The sequence below is a fragment of the Paraburkholderia sp. LEh10 genome (assembly GCF_017814945.1).
Lineage (GTDB): Bacteria > Pseudomonadota > Gammaproteobacteria > Burkholderiales > Burkholderiaceae > Paraburkholderia.
Window position 1 is genome coordinate 87181 of the sequence record NZ_JAGIPX010000026.1, and the last position, 16039, is coordinate 103219.

Genomic DNA, 16039 nt, shown 5'->3' on the forward strand with positions numbered 1-16039 from the left:
ACGCTAGAACGGGTTGTCGATCACGCCCGGCTTCGCGTCGGGCTCTTCGTTGACCCGCTCCGGCAGATGCGCGTCTGCCTGCAACGCGGCAACGACGCTGTCGAGCGCTTCCTTGAGCGCCAGCGCCGCTTTCAGGCCGCGCTTGTCCTTCGTGATGTCGAGTGTGCCGTTCACGACGACGCGCGTGATGCCGTTCGACACCGTCAGCGCGTCGCCCTGGATGTTGAGCACTTCGTCGTCGTTCGAATATGCGTTAAACACCTTTCAGCCCTCCCGGACGCTGGTCTTTGAGATTTTCCGGAATGCCCGGAAAACGGATGCCGCTCAACGCTTCGAGTTCGTGCACGGATTTCACTTCATAGCGGTCGGTGGCCACATTGTCCGTGACGATCGCGAACGCGAGTTTCGTCGACGGCACGTAGACGACCTTGAACAACTGCGTCGGCACGAACACGCGCGTCGGCCCGATGGTCTGCAACTGCGCGCCGGCGAACATCGGGCCCGTCACGACATAGGTGTCGTCGTACTTGATCGCCACCTTGCGCACGGCCGTTTCGATGCGCGACCACAGGCGCTGGTTGTTCTCGCGGTTTTGCGGCACCACGTTCGCGAGCGAGAACGATTGTGCCATCGCCTCCGCATTCCAGCGATTGCCGGCCGGGCTCATATGACCGCGGTCGAAGCCGCTGCGCTTGTAATCGGCGAGCGTCGCGCCTTCACCTTCGGGCAGGCGCGCGTCTTCGAAGAACTTGTTGGTGCGCACCATGTCTTTGGCGGCTTCGATATGGTCCCGCGTCAGATGCTCGGCGGACCATAGCGGGCCGTGCGTGATGCCGGAATGCAGGACGGCGAAATCCGAGTAGCACAGCATGCGCGACTTCGGCGCCATCTTCGCGTTCGTCAACACGGGCCATTGCGCGTTGGGCGTGAAATCCGTGCACGACGTTGCTGCCAAAACATGGCCCGCGTGACTCGCGGCCACGATAAGCAGGCTGACTAACCACTTCTTCATGGATCTGAAAAGGGAATGAGGGGCCGCAAGTATAGCTCCGCGACCTATGCATCATGCAAGGGGCGCGTGTGCTCACGCGGCATTGCAGCGCGAATCGGAAAAAAGCGTCGCGTCGCGTCGTCCGCGCGCGGCAATTTCTGCGCGCTCACCGATGAGCAGAGGCAGCAAGGAAGGCGAAGCGAAGGGAAGTGAAAAGCCCGCGCGCGCGAGGGGATCGGCGGGGCGGGCTCAGAGGGTCACGCTGGACTCAGCGTCCGAACACGCTATGTTCGGCATGAACGGGTAAGCGGTCGACGGCCTGCAGGCGCCAGAAGCCACTCATGGGTGCACGCGTGCGGTCCGACGACCACGCCGCGATGCCTTGTGCTGAACTGACCCGCTGCCGCCGGTCCACGTGCAGGCCATTCAACGTGCATAAAGGTGCGTCCGCGCTGGGCGCGCAGAGCTTGGTGACGCCGTTCTCGTCATGGAGTTCGCCCCATGGGGGCAAGTCGATCCCATCGTGTGCTTCTCTCGACCAGCGATGTTCGTCGGTATCGAGCCATAGCACGGCATAGTCATGATTGACGGTGGGGTCCGAACCGTTGATCAGTATCGTCAGCCGCATTAGACAGTCCCCCGTGAAATATAGGCAGTGCGCTTCCTCAGTCTACGTCGGGCCAAAGGTTATGCAAGACAAACAGCTATCGCGAGGATTGAAAAACACAATTGGGAACGCATCCGCGAACACCTAGATTTAAGGCACGGCTCGGGTACGCGCGCCTGGCCGTGGTTGCCCATGACAATCGCGCGCTCCCACATACAGGCTTTGGATGGAGGCTCAGATGTCGCAACTGAAGGGTTCGAAAACCGAAGAAAATCTGAAGGCCGCATTTGCCGGTGAATCGCAGGCCAATCGACGCTATCTGTATTTCGCAGCGAAGGCGGACGTCGAGGGACAGAACGACGTCGCCGCGCTATTCCGCTCGACGGCCGAAGGCGAAACGGGCCACGCGCATGGCCACCTCGAATACCTGGAAGTCGTGGGCGACCCGGCGACAGGACTACCGTTCGGTACGTCGCGGCAGAACCTGCAGGCGGCGATTGCAGGCGAAACGCACGAATACACCGACATGTATCCGGGCATGGCGAAGACAGCGCGCGACGAAGGCTTCGACGAAATCGCGAACTGGTTCGAAACGCTGGCAAAGGCGGAGCGCAGCCACGCGAATCGGTATACGAAGGCGTTGGAAGCGCTGACCGATTGATGTCGCGCGCGCCGGCCGTGCAGCCGGCGCATGCGCGTGCCGTTCGTGCGCAACCGGGCCGCAAGGAACGTAGCGGCGCATAGCGGGAAAGGAAGCGAGACGATCGCGTTCTCGCGTGCGCCGTTGCGCATTGCATCGATTAAAAGAAACGCGCGGAGAAGATCCCACAGGAGACTCACGCCATGCCTCACAAGGAAGGCAGTCTCGAAGCGCCGATTCGCCATCCGCTCGACTGGAAATCGGACGTTTTCTACGATCAGGATGCGATCGATCAGGAATTGACGCGCGTGTTCGACATCTGCGCGGGATGTCGCCGCTGCGTGTCGTTGTGCGGTGCGTTTCCGACGCTTTTCGACCTGGTCGATGAAACGGATACAGGCGAAGTGCACGAGGTCGATAAGCAGAAGTTCGGCGCCGTCGTCGATCAATGCTATCTGTGCGACCTGTGCTACATGACGAAATGCCCGTATGTGCCGCCGCATTCGTGGAACGTCGATTTTCCGCATCTGATGCTGCGCGCGAAAGCGGCCGCCTATAAACGCGGCGAAGTCCCGTTACGCGACAAGTTCTTGTCGAACACGGATGCGCTGGGCACCTTTGCGGGCATTCCGATCGTCACGCAGACCGTGAACGCGGTGAATCACACCAGCGTCGTGCGCGGCGCGATGGAAAAGGCGCTCGGCGTCGACAAGAATGCCTGGCTGCCCGACTTCGCCGCCCGCAAGTTTCGCAGCGCCGCAACCAAGTCGCCGCAAGTGCAGACGAAGGACGGCGAGCGCACGCCTGGCAAGGTCGCGATCTATGCAACCTGCTACGTGAATTTCAACGAGCCCGGCATCGGTCACGATCTGCTGGCGGTGCTTGCGCATAACGACATCCCGTATGAGCTCGTGTCGAGCGAAGCGTGCTGCGGCATGCCGTTGCTGGAGCAGGGCAATCTGGAAGGCGTCGCGGCGAAGAAAGAGAAGAACATGCCCGTGCTCGCGCGTTATGCACGCGACGGCTACGCGATCATCGGCGCGATTCCGAGCTGCGTGCTGATGTACAAGCACGAACTGCCGCTGATGTTTCCCGACGATCCCGACGTGCGCGCCGTCAGCGAAGCTTTCTGGGACCCGTTCGAATACTTCGTGTCGCGTCATCGCGATGGCCTCTTGAAGACCGACTTCAACACGCCGCTCGGCAAGGTGTCGTATCACGTGCCGTGTCACGCGCGCGTGCAGAACATCGGCCGCAAGACGTCGGAGACCTTTGCGCTGGTGCCCGACACGCAGGTCACGGTCGTCGAGCGATGTTCGGGTCACGCGGGCACGTTCGGCGTGAAGAAGGAATTTCACGCGATGGCGATGAAGATCGGCAAGCCCGTCTTCAAGGCGATGGCGCACCCGCAGCCCGACTACATCTCGTCGGATTGCCAGCTTGCCGGCCATCACATCGAGCAGGGCTTCGACGAAAACGGCCTGCCGAAGACACAGCTTGCGCATCCATTGACACTGCTGCGCAAGGCATACGGCCTTTGACTTCAACCTGCGAGGATACCGATGAGCATCGCGAGGAACTCCCTGTTGTCGCTCGAAAACTATGCGAAGGCGCGCAAGACGATGCGCGAGCAGATCATCGAGCACAAGAAGAACCGCATGGTCCGGCTAGGCAATCACGTGACCTTCCTGTTCGAGGACGAACTGACGATCCGCTATCAGATCCAGGAGATGCTGCATATCGAGAAGATCTTCGACGAGGACGGCATTCAGGGCGAACTCGAAGCATATCTGCCGCTCGTGCCCAACGGCAGCAACTTCAAGGCGACGATGCAGATCGAGTATGAAAACGAAGTGGAGCGGCGCGCGGCGCTCGGGCGCCTGATCGGCATCGAGGACGCCGTGTTCATGAAGGTGGACGGCGAAGAGCCCGTCTACGCGATCGCCGATGAAGACATGGAGCGCGAGAACAACGAGAAGACTTCCGCCGTGCATTTCGTGCGCTTCGAGCTGACGCCGTCGATGAAAACACGTCTGCGCGACGGTGCCGGATTGCAGATCGGTTGCGATCATCCGAACTATCCGGTCGGCGTGCAGACGATTCCCGATGACGTGCGCCAGTCGCTGATCGAGGACCTCAGCTAGAGCGGCTTGCGGTAGACGACGAAGCCCGACAGGTCCGCGACCTTGTCGTAAAGCTGCATGGCCGTATGGTTCGTTTCGTGGGTGAGCCAGTACACGCGTTCGGCACGCGCGGCCTTTGCAGCGGCGTAGACGGCTTCGATCAGCGCGCGCCCCACACCCTTGCCGCGCTCCGATTCGAGCGTGAACAGATCATGCAGATAGCAGGTGGGGCCCGCCATCAGCGTGCTGCGGTGATACAGATAATGGACGAGGCCCGCCAGCGTGCCGTCGGCGCGTTCGGCGACCATCGCGTGCATCGGTTCGAGCCCGTCGAAAAAGCGCGCCCATGTGAGTTGCGTGATCTCACGCGGCAGCGCAGTTTCGTCGAAGCGGCCGTAGAAGCGGTTATAACCGTCCCACAGCGGCAGCCAGGCTTCGTAGTCTGCGGGGACGACAGGGCGGATCTTCACGGCTTTCGCTCCTTCCGGTATCGACAGGTATCGTCGAAGCATAGGGTTTCTGTGGCACCATTGTTAGCTCCACGTCGAAAGCAAAATCTGGAGCCACGCAATTGGACTACGGGGTGTTGATGTCGCGCTTCGCGCGCGAGGCGGCCGGCCGCAAGCTCACGCAGCAAACACTGCTTTACGCAAGCCTGCGTCACGCGATCCTGAACGGCGACATTCGCCACGGCAGCCAGCTCGTGCCGACGCGCGCGCTCGCCGAGCAACTCGGCATTGCGCGCAACTCGGTGCTCTACGCGTACGAACGGCTTGCCGAAGAGGGCTTCATCGCGGCGAGCCGGCATGGCTCGATTGTGAGCTGCTTCGCGCCGCAGTCCGCGAATACGGATGCTCCCGGCGCGCAGCCCGTCGGCCGCCTGTCGCAGCGCGTCGCCGCGTTGCCGCGCGATCGCGGCGCGCGCGGTCTGCACTCGCCGTTCCAGGCCGGCGTGCCCGCGCTCGACGAATTTCCCGTTGCGCAATGGCGTGCATCGATGGAACGCGCGTGGCGCGCCGTCGATGCGCGCGATCTCGGCTACGGCCACCATGCGGGGAATCCGTCGCTCAGGCGCGCCGTCGCCGAATATGTGCGGGTGTCGCGCGGCGTGCGCTGCACGGCCGATCAGGTCTTCATCACGGCGGGCACGCATGCGAGCCTCGACCTGTGCGCGCGGATGCTCGCCGATCCCGGCGACATTGCATGGATGGAAAACCCCGGCTATCACGGCGCGCGCGTCGCGTTTCAGTCGGCGGGACTGAACATCGTGCCGATTCCCGTCGATGCCGCCGGCATCGCGCCCACTGACGCTCACTGGCAGCGCACCCCGCCGCGACTCGTCTACATCACGCCGTCACATCAGTATCCGCTCGGCTGCGTGCTGAGCCTGGAGCGGCGCTGGTCGATCATCGACAACATTGCGGAGCGCGGCGCGTGGATCGTCGAGGACGACTACGACAGCGAACTGCGCCACAGCGGCCCGCCGTTGCCGTCGGTTCAGGGCTTGCGGCCCGCGACGCCCGTGGTCTATCTCGGCACGTTCAGCAAGACGATGTTCCCGGCCCTGCGGATCGGCTTCATGATCGTGCCCGCGAACCTCGCGACGGAGATCGGCGGCGTGATCGGCGAAATGTCGCGGCAAGGGCGCGTCGCGGATCAGATCGCGCTCGCGGACTTTATCGAAAGCGGCAAATACGCGCGTCATTTGCGGCGCATGCGCCGTATATATCAGCAGCGGCGCGAAGCCGTCGTTGGCGCAATCGATGCGCACATGCGCGATCTCGTGACGGTTTCGTCGGACGGCAGCGGCATGCATCTGACGATGCGGCTCGATGCGCCGCTTCGAGACCGCGATGCGAGTGCGGCGTTGCGCGAAAAGGGCATTTCGGTCTCGCCGTTGAGCACGTATTGCCATCGGGGCGAGGACGCGGAGCGCTTCAACGGCTTCTTGCTCGGCTACGCGGCGGTGCGCCCCGACAAGGCCGACAGACTGGTCGCCGAACTCGCTGCGGCGATCCGGTCATTGGCCGCAAGCAGCTGATATTCAACCAAATGGTTGAATTGAAAGGGAGCCGTGCCTATACTTGGGCTCATGAACGAGTCCGCACTCGACGGCGTGTTCCATGCGCTGTCCGATCCCACCCGGCGCGCGATGCTCGCGCAGCTTGCCGGCGGCGAACGCAATATCGGCGAGCTGGCTGCACCGTTTGCCATGTCGTTCGCGGCGGCGTCCAAGCACGTGAAGGTGCTCGAAGGGGCCGGACTGATCCGGCGCCGCGTCGAGGGGCGCTCGCATATCTGCCGGATCGAACCGGCTCCCCTCGCTGCCGCTGATGCGTGGCTGCGGTTTTACGAACGCTTCTGGAGCAGCCGTCTCGACATGCTCGAAGACCTGCTGCGCGATCCGAAGCAATCGGCCTGAATGGGCGCCAACTCCTGTCGACTCGGAGAAACCACATGAACCTGAAGAACGAACAACTTGGCGCTTTCGACGGCATGCGGATCGTGCGCTTCGAACGCCTGCTGCCCGGCCCGATCGAGCGCGTCTGGGCGTATCTGACCGAGTCGGACAAGCGCCGCCAGTGGCTCGCGTCCGGCGCAATGCCGACCCAGCCCGGCGGCGACTTCATGATGCGCTTCGATCACTCGCTGCTGTCCGCGACGCCCGAGCTTCCGCCCGAGCCGTATCGCCAGTACGCAGGCGGCCACGATTCGTTTCACCGGCTGCTGCGCTTCGAGCCGCCGCATGTGCTCGCGTTCACGTGGGGCAGCGTTCAGGACAATCTGTCTGAAGTGACTTTCGAACTGTCGCAAGCCGGCGATCAGGTGAAGCTCGTGCTGACTCACCGCAACCTGTCGGGCCGCAACGAGCAACTGGATGTCGGACCAGGCTGGCACAGCCATCTTGACGTGTTGCGTGAGCGCCTCGACGGCACCGCGCCCGCGTCGTTCTGGACGCTGTTCGAGCAGATCAAGGCGCGTTACGACGCACTCTGACGCAGTCGCTGCGTGCGTCCCGGCGGCGGCGAGTGCGATAATCGGATCGCCCCGAAAAATGCCGAACCGGAGAATAGAGTGAGCCGCATCGACAACCCCACACGTGACCAGGAAGCAGGCGTCGCCGATTCGACCCAGGACATCACGCGCATCGACGACACCCGCATCGGCGCAGTGCGCCCGCTGATCTCCCCCGCGCTGCTGCTCGACGAACTGCCGTGCCCGCCCGGCGTGCAGACGGTCGTGGAACAGAGCCGCGTGGCGATCGCGGACATTCTGCACGGCCGCGATGACCGGCTGGTGGTCGTCGTGGGCCCGTGCTCGATTCACGACCACGGCCAGGCGATGGAGTACGCGCACAAGCTGAAGGCGACGGCCGACGCGCTGCGCGATGACCTGATGATCGTGATGCGCGTCTACTTCGAAAAGCCGCGCACGACGGTTGGCTGGAAGGGGTACATCAACGATCCGCGTCTGGACGGCAGCTTCCGCATCAATGAAGGGTTGCGCCGCGCGCGCGAACTGCTGCTCGAAATCAGCGGCCTCGGCCTGCCGACGGCCACGGAGTTTCTCGACCTGCTGAGCCCGCAATACATCGCCGACCTGATCGCGTGGGGCGCGATCGGCGCGCGCACGACGGAGAGCCAGAGCCATCGCCAGCTGGCGTCGGGCCTGTCGTGTCCGATCGGCTTCAAGAACGGCACCGATGGCGGCGTGCAAATCGCGGCCGACGCCATCGTCGCTGCGCGCGCGAGCCACGCGTTCATGGGCATGACGAAGATGGGTATGGCCGCGATCTTCGAGACGCGCGGCAACGACGATGCGCACGTGATCCTGCGCGGCGGCAAGAAAGGGCCGAACTACGATGCGGCGGGCGTCGAGGAAGCGTGCGCGGCGTTGCGCAAGGTCGGCCTGCGTGAACAGGTGATGGTCGATTGCTCGCACGCGAACTCCGGCAAGTCGCACGAGCGCCAGATCGAGGTCGCACAAGATCTCGCGACCCAGCTGTCGGGCGGCGACACGCGGATCATCGGCGTGATGATCGAGAGCCATCTGGAAGCGGGCCGTCAGGATCTGAAGGCGGGCGTGCCGCTTGCTCGCGGTGTGTCCATCACCGACGCGTGCATCGGCTGGGCGCAAACCGAACCCGTGCTGCAGACGCTCGCACAAGCGGTCCGCGCAAGGCGCGGCGGCGCGAAGTAACGGCGCGAAGCAACACCGGCGCCGCCAGGCCGTCAGCATGTTTCGCCGGGAGCGGGCAACATGGCGTATGCCGCAACGCGGCCAAGCCTCACATGATGCCGGGCGGGGCCGCGTCGCGCATCTGTCGTCGTTCTATGCCTGGAGGCTTATGACTACCGCGAACCAATACTCGAAGACCGCGCCGAGCCGCGCGGACGTCGACGCCCTGGCGGGCGTGACCGTCGTCGAATTCGGCACCGACTGGTGCGGCTACTGTCAGGGCGCGCAGCCCGCGATCGGCGAGGCGTTCAGCCGGCATCCCGGCACGCGCCATCTGAAGATAGAAGACGGACCGGGGCGGCCCCTCGGGCGGTCGTTCAAGGTTAAGCTGTGGCCGACGCTGGTGTTCATCCGCGATGGCGTCGAAGTGGCGCGTGTGGTGCGGCCGACGGCGGCTACGCAGATCGACGAAGGATTCGCCGCCGCAGCCTGAGCGGCGGCGGGTCAGCTTTTCGGAAAGTCGCCGAACAGGCTGTCCCGATCCTTTGTCTCTTCCGACAGGTTGTATTCCTTTTGCACGGCTTTGAGCGCGTCGTTGACGGTGCGCTCAAAGCCGATCGCATTGCCGAAGTGCTTCATCGTCCAGTTGCAGCCGCTCGCGTCGGGCTCCTGCAATTGGGGGCGCGGCACACGGATTTTCACGCCGTCTTCGACGACTTCCGGCGCGCGATGTATGCGCCGGCTCACCTCGTCTTGAAGCTGGGAAGCGGTGCGTGTCTTGCGTAACATGGGCGTCTCCGTGCAGTGATGGCCAAGGGTCGCGGACAGTCTAGCGCAACGGCCTCACGCAAAACGCGCGCGGTCATGCGGCGCGTGGAAGTCCTGCACGGGGCCGAGCGGCACGATGCCCGTCGGATTCACAGAGCGGTGGCTCTCGTAATAGTGCCGCTTGATGTGCTCGAAATTCACGGTATCGGCGATGCCCGGATGTTGATAGATGTCGCGCGTGTAGGCGGACAGGTTCGGATAGTCCGCAATGCGCCGCAGATTGCACTTGAAGTGGCCGAAGTACACGGCGTCGAAGCGGATCAGCGTCGTGAACAGGCGAATGTCCGCTTCCGTCAGCCGGTTGCCCGTCACGAAACGCTGCGTCGACAGTTTGTGTTCGAGCCAGTCGAGCGTGTCGAAGAGCGGCACGACGGCTTCTTCATACGCGCCTTGCGTCGTCGCGAAGCCAGACTTGTAGACGCCGTTGTTGATCGTGTCGTAGACGCGCGCGTTGATCGCGTCGATCTCCGCGCGCAGCGGCGGCGGATAGAAGTCGCCCGGCTCCGCGCCGATCTCGTCGAACGCCGAGTTCAGCATGCGGATGATCTCCGACGACTCGTTGCTGACGATCGTGCGCTGATGCTTGTCCCACAGGATCGGCACCGTGACGCGGCCGGTGTAACGGCGGTCGGCGGCGAGGTAGACATCGCGCAGATAGGGCGCGTGATTGATCGGGTCGGGCACGACGCCCGGGCCGTCGTCAAAGGTCCAGCCGTCGCTGAGCATCAGCCAGTGCACAACCGACACGCCGATCATGTCTTCGAGGCCCTTCAGCGCGCGCACGATCAGCGTGCGGTGCGCCCACGGACACGCGAGGCTCACATACAGATGGTAACGTCCCGCTTCCGCCTCGAAACCGTCGCTGCCGCTCGGCCCGGCTTCGCCATCGGGCGTGACCCAGTTGCGGAATACCGCGTCGGAGCGCACGAAACGGCCACCCGTCGATGCCGTGTCGTACCACTTGTCCTGCCATTGGCCGTTGACTAACAGTCCCATCTCGCTGCTCCTTCTGTGCTATTCGCGCCGCGCGGCGGCATATCGCCGGTTGTTACCATGGTGGACCGTCCCAGGCGTTTTGCCGTACGATTTTCCCGATGATCTCATTCGACAGGATCGAACATGTTGACGGATGAAGAGCTTGCGTTGCTCGAAGCGATACGCGAAAGCGGCAGCCTGTCGCGCGCGGCCGCGCGGCTCGGCAAGGCGCCGTCGACGGTCTCGCATGCGGCGCGCCAGCTCGAAACGCGGTTCGACGCGTTGCTGTTCGACCGCCGCCGCTACCGGCTGCAACTGACGCCCGCCGGACAGCTGCTCGCCGAAGAGGCCGCGCGGCTGATGCAGGATGTGTCGCGGATGACGCAGCGCGTGCGGCAGATTGCGAGCGGCTGGGAAGACCGCCTGTGGATCGTCACCGACGAACTGATGGAGTTCGAAACCTTCATGCCCGTCGTCCACGCGTTCGACGCGCTGCAGTCCGGCGTCAAGCTGCGTCTGACGACGGAAGTGCTGAGCGGCACGTGGGAGGCGCTGCGCGACGGCCGCGCGGACCTGATCGTGGGCGCGACCAACGAGCCGCCCGCGATCCCGGGCTTGCGGTGGTTCGAGCTGGGCGTCGTCGACTGGGTGTTCGCGGTGTCGCCGCGTCATCCGCTCGCGAGCATCAAGGAGCCGCTTCGACGGGAACAGATTGCGAAGCAGCGCGGCATCGTCGTCGCGGACTCGTCGCGGGCGAGCGGGCGCGCGTATGGTCTGCTCGGCGGCCAGGCTTCGCTTGCCGTGCCCAGCATGCGCGCGAAAATCCTCGCGCAGCGCGACGGGCTCGGGATCGGCTGGGTGCCGCGCCATCGGGTGGCGTCGCTGCTCAAGCGCGGCGAGCTCGTCGAAAAGGACACCGCCGATCCGCGTGAGCCCAATGTGCTGTATGTTGCGTGGCGCGGCGATCAGGAAGGCCGCGCGCTGAAATGGTGGCTCGACCAGTTGCGCGAGCCGCGCCTCGCCAAACGTCTGGTGCAAGGAGTCGACCAGTTCGCGTGAATGGCCTGACTGAACCATCTGCTTGAGCCATCTGCTTGAGTCATCTGCTTGAACCATTCGGCTGCGCGCGAAACAAACGGAAACACGACGGGAACACGCGCACCGGACGTCAAAGGAATAAAGCGGCGCGATCGGGCGTTCTGTTGGTAAGACGAAACGCAGTGCCGTCTAGCTCAATGGCTTGCATACGCCTTTCGCCGTTCCTCTCGACATCCAACCGACCACTTCATGAACTCATCCACTTCATCACGCGCGGCCGGGCGCGACGGCACCGAGATGCTTCAGACGCGGGTGCCTGCGGCGCGCTACACGCGCACGGCGATGATTTTGCACTGGCTCATTGCCGTGCTCATCATCGTGAACATCGTGCTCGGCCTGTCCGCCGATTCCCTGCCGGACGACTGGGTCCGGCCTGTCATCGATACGCACAAGTCGTTCGGCATTACCGTGCTCGGTCTTGCGCTGCTGCGCGTGCTGTGGCGCGCGACGCACCGGCCCCCGCCGTTGCCGCGCGAGTTTCCTTCATGGGAGCGCATGGCCGCGCATGTCGCGCATTTCGTGCTGTACTTCCTGATGATCGCGCTGCCGCTGTCGGGCTGGTTGCACGACTCCGCATGGAAGGCGGCCGCGACACACCCGATGCATCTGTTCGGCGTCGTGCCGTTTCCGCGCATCGGCTTCATCATGAATCTCGATCCCGCTGTGAAAGAGCCGTTGCACGACAAGTTCGGCGCGCTGCACACATATCTCGGCTATGCGCTGTATGCGCTGCTCGCGATGCATATCGGCGGCGCGCTGAAGCATGAGCTGCTCGACCGTCGTTCCGTCATCAAGCGGATGGTGCCGTGATGGATGCCGATGTCACCGAAATCGACGATCCCACGCTGACGAACTACAGCATTGCCGTCTCGCACGCCGGCGTCGTCGATGAGCGCCTGAGGCCGTCGCTGCGCGAGGCGCTCGCAGCCGCGTCGCCGCGCATCAATCCGCGCAGCGCGACATGGCAAGGCGTCGTCATTCACGGCGGCGTGACCGTGCTGTGGCTGCTGTTGTTCGCGCGCGCGTTCTTTCTGCATGGCGCGCTGGCGTGGTCGACGGGGATCGCTTACGTGGTCTACGACACGCTGTTGCTGGCGTTCGTCACCGTAAAGACGTTGCCGCTGATCCGGCGCTCGTTGCCCGCGCACCGAAGCGCTGACGCCACGAATATGCCGGAGATGGGCGTGATCGTCGCCGCGCACAACGAGGCGGCCGTGTTGCCCGTCACGCTCGCCGCGCTGCTGCGGCAGACGCATGGCCCGGCGCAGATCGTGATTGCCGACGACGGCTCGACCGACGGCACCCGCGATCTGCTGGAGAAGCGCTTCGGCTTGACCGAGCCGGCGCTGGGCGAACTGAGCGCGCCGAGCCGCGATTATCCGAATCTGTTCTGGCTGCGCGTGCCGCATGGCGGCAAGGCGCTGGCATTGAACGCGGCGATCGAGGTCATGACGACGGACACCGTGATGACAGTCGATGCCGACACGTTGCTCGCCGACGACGCCACGCTTGCGATGCGCGCGGCCTTCGCGCGATCACCGAAGCTGGTGGCAGCGACGGGCATCCTCGTGCCCGTCTGCAACCGTACGGCGAGCGGGCGCGTGTTCCAGTGGTTCCAGACCTACGAGTACATGCGCAATTTCATCGCGCGCTTCGCGTGGATGCGGGCCGACAGCCTGCTGCTGGTGTCGGGCGCGTTCGCGTCGTTCCGGCGTGAGGCGCTCGTTGCCGTCGGCGGCTTCGATGCGCAATGTCTCGTCGAAGATTACGAGCTGATTCACCGGTTGCGGCGCTATTCCGTCGATCGCGGACTGGGCTGGGACGTACGGGTGGTCGGCGATGCGCACGCACACACGGAAGCGCCCGCGACGCTCGGCGCTTTCCTGCGTCAGCGCCGCCGCTGGTTTGCGGGCTTCCTGCAAACGCAGTACTGGAACCGCGACATGACGGGCAATGCGCGATATGGCACGCTTGGCCGGCTGATGCTGCCCATCAAGGCGTTCGATACGATGCAGCCCGTCTACGGCCTGACCGCGTTCGCGCTGCTGCTCGGCTTTGTGTGCGGCGGGCACGGGTTGATCGTGCTGTCGATCTTCAGCGTGATCGGCCTGAAGACGGCGATCGACCTCGCGTTCTACGTGTGGAGCATCCACCTTTACCGGCGCTGGACGGGAATCACGCGCGGTTCGAGTCTGACGATGGCGGTCGCCGCTGCGATCGCCGAGCCGTTCACGTTCCAGCTGCTGCGCCACACGGGTGCGGCGCTCGGTTGGCTGCAATTCCTGGCCGGCGGCCGGTCGTGGGGCAAGCAGCATCGGTCGGGCCTCATTGGGGCGATGCAGCGTTCGCGCTGAGCGCCGATTGTGCACACCTTGGGGCCGGCACGGGCGCGAGACGGCGTGAGCGTTGCAAATGCAACGACCGCAAAGGCGGTGCTCCGGCACCGCCTTTCGCTTTTCCGGGGCGGCCGTGCGCGTACCGGGACGCGGGCGTGCGGGCGCGTTGCGCGCACCTGCCGTCAGCCCGCATGATTCTCCTCGGCGACTTCTAGTAGACTGGACGAAGACATCGGTTTTCTAACTATCAAACCGGCTCGGTCCCAGGCGGCCCGTCGACCGTTGTGCCAGGAGGCTTCGTTCATGCATGTAGTCGCTCCGTTGGACAGCAATTCCGCCGATAACTCAGCCAGGCCCGCGGTCCGCGATCTGCGCCGCGTCGATATCCACCCCGATCACTGGTACCCGCTTGCGTGGTCGCGCGAAGTGAAGCGTGGCAAGGCGCATGGCGTGCGCTTCGCCGGCGAGCCTATCGTGCTGGTGCGCACGGAGTCCGGCAACGTGTTCGCGCTCGAGGACCGCTGCGCGCATCGACAGGTGCCGCTGCATGGCGGCGTGGTCGACGGCGAGGCGATCCGCTGCTGTTATCACGGCTGGACATACGACTGCACGGGCAAATGCATCGACGTGCCCTATCTTGGCCGCGACCGTCTGCCGAATGGCGTGCGTGCCTATCCGTGCCGCGAATCGGAAGGGCTGATTTTCGTGTTTCCGGGCGAGGCTGCGCTTGCGCAGACGACGCCGCTGCCACCCCTCGGCTCGGTGGCCGACAAGGCTTACAAGACGCGGCGCTTCGGCCGCGAAGTGGCGTGCCACTACTCGTTCATGCACGAAAACCTGATGGACATGAACCATCAGTTCCTGCATCGCAAACAGATGGGCAAGATGCGGGCGCGCTCGCTCGGCAGGCGGCGCGGCGAAGGCTGGGTTGAAGTGGACTACACGTTTTCGCGCGAAGCGGGCCAGCAGCCGATCGGCGAAGCGCTCGTGTTCGGGCAGAGCCGGCAGCATACGAAGATCGAGCACAAGGACGTGATGACGATCCGCACGCAGTACCCGTATCAGACGCTGCAGATCCGCACGTCCGAGGGCACGCTCGTGATGGACCTGTGGATCTGCTATGTGCCGCTCGACCGCGAGCAGCGCACCAATCGCACGTTCGGCCTGCTCTGCGTCAAGCGGCCGAAAGTCGGTGCGCTGCTCGATATCGCGTGGCCGCTGCTGGTGTGGTTCACCGAGCGCATCTTCGCGGAGGATCGCTGGATCGTCGAGCGCGAGCAGGAGGCGCACGATGCGCAAGGCGCCGACTGGAATCAGGAGGTCTTCCCAGTGATCAACGAACTGCGCGATCTTTTGCGGCAGTGCGGTGCGCCTGCGGCGCGTCGGGTGATTCCTATCGAGCCATCGGCGGAGTCGGTTGCCGTCTGATTTTGCGTTCATCATTGCGGCCACCTTCGCGACGGATGTTTCGACTATTGATCGGACGTTAGGGGCTCCAACGTTCGCCGCCTCGCATTTGCCGGGAATTTCCGCTCGTTTGCGGCGCCGCGCGAGCGTCCGATGCTTCGGCAATGCGTTATGCTTGATTCATCCGCGCGGCTCAGGTCGGATGCGGCGTAATGTTCGAAGGAGGCTGTCTCATGTCCGAGGATGGCGACGCAACTCCGCCGATCGCGGATCTGGAAATCGTATCGACTCGTGTGTTCGATTTTCCGCGCGATCTCGTATTCAGCGCCTGGACGGACGCGGCGCACCTTGCTCATTGGTGGGGACCGAAGGGCTTCACCAACTCCTTCAACGAGTTCGATCTGCGTCCGGGCGGCAACTGGCGCTTCGTGATGCATGGGCCGGATGGCGTCGACTATAAGAATCACAGCGTATTCGTCGAGATCGCTGCGCCCGAGCGGATCGTGTTCGATCACGTGTCCGGGCCGTACTTTCGCGTAACGGCTACGTTCGATGCGCTGGATAACCAGCAGACGCGTATCACGTTTCGCATGCTGTTCGAGACACCCGCTGTCTGCGCACAGGTGAAGACATTCGCCGTCAAGGCCAACGAAGAGAACTTCGACCGGCTGCAAAAGGAGTTGAAGCGGATGGTGTGAGCCTTCGCTCGTCTGTTTTTCCAAACGGGTTCTCAATACGTGCAATAGACAACGCCCCCACGTTCCGAAGAACGTGAGGGCGTCGTGGTCGCCTCACAGCCCGAGCGCTTTACGGCAGGTCGATCGTACGCCTCGACCCGCCGCGCTTCGTGTGCGA

19 protein-coding genes are annotated in these 16039 nt (G+C 64.0%); 13 read left to right on the forward strand and 6 right to left on the reverse strand.

The genetic code is table 11. The features are described 5' to 3' along the window. Nucleotides 1-3: 3 nt before the first annotated feature. The 3 genes from J8I87_RS22090 to J8I87_RS22100 form a co-directional block, all read right to left on the reverse strand. Nucleotides 4-261: a hypothetical protein gene (locus J8I87_RS22090; RefSeq protein ID WP_209934014.1), complete on the reverse strand. Its 258-nt coding sequence runs from the start codon at nt 259-261 to the stop codon at nt 4-6. Further along, nucleotides 254-1012: a DNA/RNA non-specific endonuclease gene (locus J8I87_RS22095; protein WP_209934016.1), complete on the reverse strand. Its 759-nt coding sequence runs from the start codon at nt 1010-1012 to the stop codon at nt 254-256. The genes J8I87_RS22090 and J8I87_RS22095 overlap by 8 nt, the downstream gene beginning before the upstream one ends. Before the next feature lie 247 nt (nt 1013-1259). After that, complete coding sequence (locus J8I87_RS22100; protein ID WP_209934017.1) at nt 1260-1619, reverse strand: DUF3564 domain-containing protein; 360 nt, start codon at nt 1617-1619, stop codon at nt 1260-1262. A gap of 217 nt (nt 1620-1836) precedes the next feature. Between J8I87_RS22100 and J8I87_RS22105 the strand changes: the two genes are divergently transcribed. From J8I87_RS22105 to J8I87_RS22115, 3 genes are all read left to right on the forward strand, one after another. Continuing rightward, nucleotides 1837-2259 carry a rubrerythrin family protein gene (locus tag J8I87_RS22105; RefSeq protein ID WP_209934018.1) on the forward strand — a complete coding sequence of 141 codons (423 nt, stop codon included), beginning with the start codon at nt 1837-1839 and terminating at the stop codon, nt 2257-2259. Nucleotides 2260-2441: 182 nt separating this feature from the next. Then, on the forward strand, nt 2442-3779 hold the full coding sequence (locus tag J8I87_RS22110; RefSeq protein ID WP_209934020.1) for a heterodisulfide reductase-related iron-sulfur binding cluster: 1338 nt from the start codon (nt 2442-2444) through the stop codon (nt 3777-3779). Between the two features lie 21 nt (nt 3780-3800). Beyond that, on the forward strand, nt 3801-4382 hold the full coding sequence (locus J8I87_RS22115; RefSeq protein WP_209934022.1) for a DUF3501 family protein: 582 nt from the start codon (nt 3801-3803) through the stop codon (nt 4380-4382). Here the strand turns inward: J8I87_RS22115 and J8I87_RS22120 are convergent. Further along, entirely contained in the window at nt 4379-4873 is a 495-nt protein-coding gene (locus J8I87_RS22120) for a GNAT family N-acetyltransferase (RefSeq protein ID WP_209934023.1), read from the reverse strand. The genes J8I87_RS22115 and J8I87_RS22120 overlap by 4 nt on opposite strands. 59 nt (nt 4874-4932) lie before the next feature. Here J8I87_RS22120 and J8I87_RS22125 point away from each other — a divergent pair, with 59 nt between their 5' ends. The 5 genes from J8I87_RS22125 (at nt 4933) to J8I87_RS22145 (ending at nt 9033) form a co-directional block, all read left to right on the forward strand. Continuing rightward, entirely contained in the window at nt 4933-6402 is a 1470-nt protein-coding gene (locus J8I87_RS22125) for a PLP-dependent aminotransferase family protein (RefSeq protein ID WP_209934024.1), read from the forward strand. Between the two features lie 51 nt (nt 6403-6453). Beyond that, nucleotides 6454-6783, forward strand: coding sequence for an ArsR/SmtB family transcription factor (locus J8I87_RS22130; RefSeq protein WP_209934025.1), 330 nt, complete (start codon nt 6454-6456; stop codon nt 6781-6783). 35 nt (nt 6784-6818) lie between these two features. Next, nucleotides 6819-7358, forward strand: coding sequence for an SRPBCC family protein (locus J8I87_RS22135; RefSeq protein WP_209934026.1), 540 nt, complete (start codon nt 6819-6821; stop codon nt 7356-7358). 78 nt (nt 7359-7436) lie between these two features. Then, nucleotides 7437-8561 carry a 3-deoxy-7-phosphoheptulonate synthase gene (locus J8I87_RS22140; protein WP_313065424.1) on the forward strand — a complete coding sequence of 375 codons (1125 nt, stop codon included), beginning with the start codon at nt 7437-7439 and terminating at the stop codon, nt 8559-8561. A 148-nt stretch (nt 8562-8709) separates the two neighbouring features. Beyond that, nucleotides 8710-9033 carry a thioredoxin family protein gene (locus tag J8I87_RS22145; RefSeq protein ID WP_209934027.1) on the forward strand — a complete coding sequence of 108 codons (324 nt, stop codon included), beginning with the start codon at nt 8710-8712 and terminating at the stop codon, nt 9031-9033. Nucleotides 9034-9044: 11 nt separating this feature from the next. Here J8I87_RS22145 and J8I87_RS22150 read toward each other — a convergent pair whose 3' ends face one another. Both J8I87_RS22150 and J8I87_RS22155 read right to left on the reverse strand, forming a co-directional pair. Then, nucleotides 9045-9329 carry a hypothetical protein gene (locus J8I87_RS22150; protein ID WP_209934029.1) on the reverse strand — a complete coding sequence of 95 codons (285 nt, stop codon included), beginning with the start codon at nt 9327-9329 and terminating at the stop codon, nt 9045-9047. 54 nt (nt 9330-9383) lie between these two features. Next, the gene (locus J8I87_RS22155; RefSeq protein WP_209934030.1) at nt 9384-10364 is read right to left on the reverse strand and encodes a glutathione S-transferase family protein; all 981 of its coding nucleotides are present in this window, start codon (nt 10362-10364) and stop codon (nt 9384-9386) included. 123 nt (nt 10365-10487) lie between these two features. Here J8I87_RS22155 and J8I87_RS22160 point away from each other — a divergent pair, with 123 nt between their 5' ends. The 5 genes from J8I87_RS22160 to J8I87_RS22180 all read left to right on the forward strand — a co-directional run bounded on the left by J8I87_RS22160 (nt 10488) and on the right by J8I87_RS22180 (nt 15882). Next, nucleotides 10488-11402, forward strand: coding sequence for a LysR family transcriptional regulator (locus tag J8I87_RS22160; RefSeq protein ID WP_209934031.1), 915 nt, complete (start codon nt 10488-10490; stop codon nt 11400-11402). A gap of 276 nt (nt 11403-11678) precedes the next feature. After that, complete coding sequence (locus tag J8I87_RS22165; protein WP_245254077.1) at nt 11679-12251, forward strand: cytochrome b; 573 nt, start codon at nt 11679-11681, stop codon at nt 12249-12251. After that, nucleotides 12251-13795, forward strand: a complete 1545-nt coding sequence (locus tag J8I87_RS22170) for a glycosyltransferase family 2 protein (RefSeq protein ID WP_409518786.1) — start codon at nt 12251-12253, stop codon at nt 13793-13795. Before J8I87_RS22165 ends, J8I87_RS22170 begins: the two co-directional genes overlap by 1 nt. Before the next feature lie 285 nt (nt 13796-14080). Further along, on the forward strand, nt 14081-15205 hold the full coding sequence (locus tag J8I87_RS22175; protein WP_209934033.1) for an aromatic ring-hydroxylating oxygenase subunit alpha: 1125 nt from the start codon (nt 14081-14083) through the stop codon (nt 15203-15205). A gap of 212 nt (nt 15206-15417) precedes the next feature. Next, nucleotides 15418-15882, forward strand: a complete 465-nt coding sequence (locus J8I87_RS22180; RefSeq protein WP_209934034.1) for an SRPBCC family protein — start codon at nt 15418-15420, stop codon at nt 15880-15882. Nucleotides 15883-16039: the final 157 nt, after the last annotated feature.

Excerpts from the sequence above, each read along its gene's own strand:
- J8I87_RS22155 (WP_209934030.1), bottom strand. The coding sequence starts at position 10,364 with ATGGGACTGTTAGTCAACGGCCAATGGCAGGACAAGTGGTACGACACG.
- J8I87_RS22095 (WP_209934016.1), bottom strand. The coding sequence starts at position 1,012 with ATGAAGAAGTGGTTAGTCAGCCTGCTTATCGTGGCCGCGAGTCACGCG.
- J8I87_RS22175 (WP_209934033.1), top strand. The coding sequence starts at position 14,081 with ATGCATGTAGTCGCTCCGTTGGACAGCAATTCCGCCGATAACTCAGCC.
- J8I87_RS22160 (WP_209934031.1), top strand. The coding sequence starts at position 10,488 with ATGTTGACGGATGAAGAGCTTGCGTTGCTCGAAGCGATACGCGAAAGC.
- J8I87_RS22100 (WP_209934017.1), bottom strand. The coding sequence starts at position 1,619 with ATGCGGCTGACGATACTGATCAACGGTTCGGACCCCACCGTCAATCAT.
- J8I87_RS22135 (WP_209934026.1), top strand. The coding sequence starts at position 6,819 with ATGAACCTGAAGAACGAACAACTTGGCGCTTTCGACGGCATGCGGATC.
- J8I87_RS22180 (WP_209934034.1), top strand. The coding sequence starts at position 15,418 with ATGTCCGAGGATGGCGACGCAACTCCGCCGATCGCGGATCTGGAAATC.
- J8I87_RS22105 (WP_209934018.1), top strand. The coding sequence starts at position 1,837 with ATGTCGCAACTGAAGGGTTCGAAAACCGAAGAAAATCTGAAGGCCGCA.
- J8I87_RS22145 (WP_209934027.1), top strand. The coding sequence starts at position 8,710 with ATGACTACCGCGAACCAATACTCGAAGACCGCGCCGAGCCGCGCGGAC.
- J8I87_RS22170 (WP_409518786.1), top strand. The coding sequence starts at position 12,251 with ATGGATGCCGATGTCACCGAAATCGACGATCCCACGCTGACGAACTAC.
- J8I87_RS22165 (WP_245254077.1), top strand. The coding sequence starts at position 11,679 with ATGCTTCAGACGCGGGTGCCTGCGGCGCGCTACACGCGCACGGCGATG.
- J8I87_RS22110 (WP_209934020.1), top strand. The coding sequence starts at position 2,442 with ATGCCTCACAAGGAAGGCAGTCTCGAAGCGCCGATTCGCCATCCGCTC.
- J8I87_RS22115 (WP_209934022.1), top strand. The coding sequence starts at position 3,801 with ATGAGCATCGCGAGGAACTCCCTGTTGTCGCTCGAAAACTATGCGAAG.
- J8I87_RS22150 (WP_209934029.1), bottom strand. The coding sequence starts at position 9,329 with ATGTTACGCAAGACACGCACCGCTTCCCAGCTTCAAGACGAGGTGAGC.
- J8I87_RS22130 (WP_209934025.1), top strand. The coding sequence starts at position 6,454 with ATGAACGAGTCCGCACTCGACGGCGTGTTCCATGCGCTGTCCGATCCC.
- J8I87_RS22120 (WP_209934023.1), bottom strand. The coding sequence starts at position 4,873 with ATGCTTCGACGATACCTGTCGATACCGGAAGGAGCGAAAGCCGTGAAG.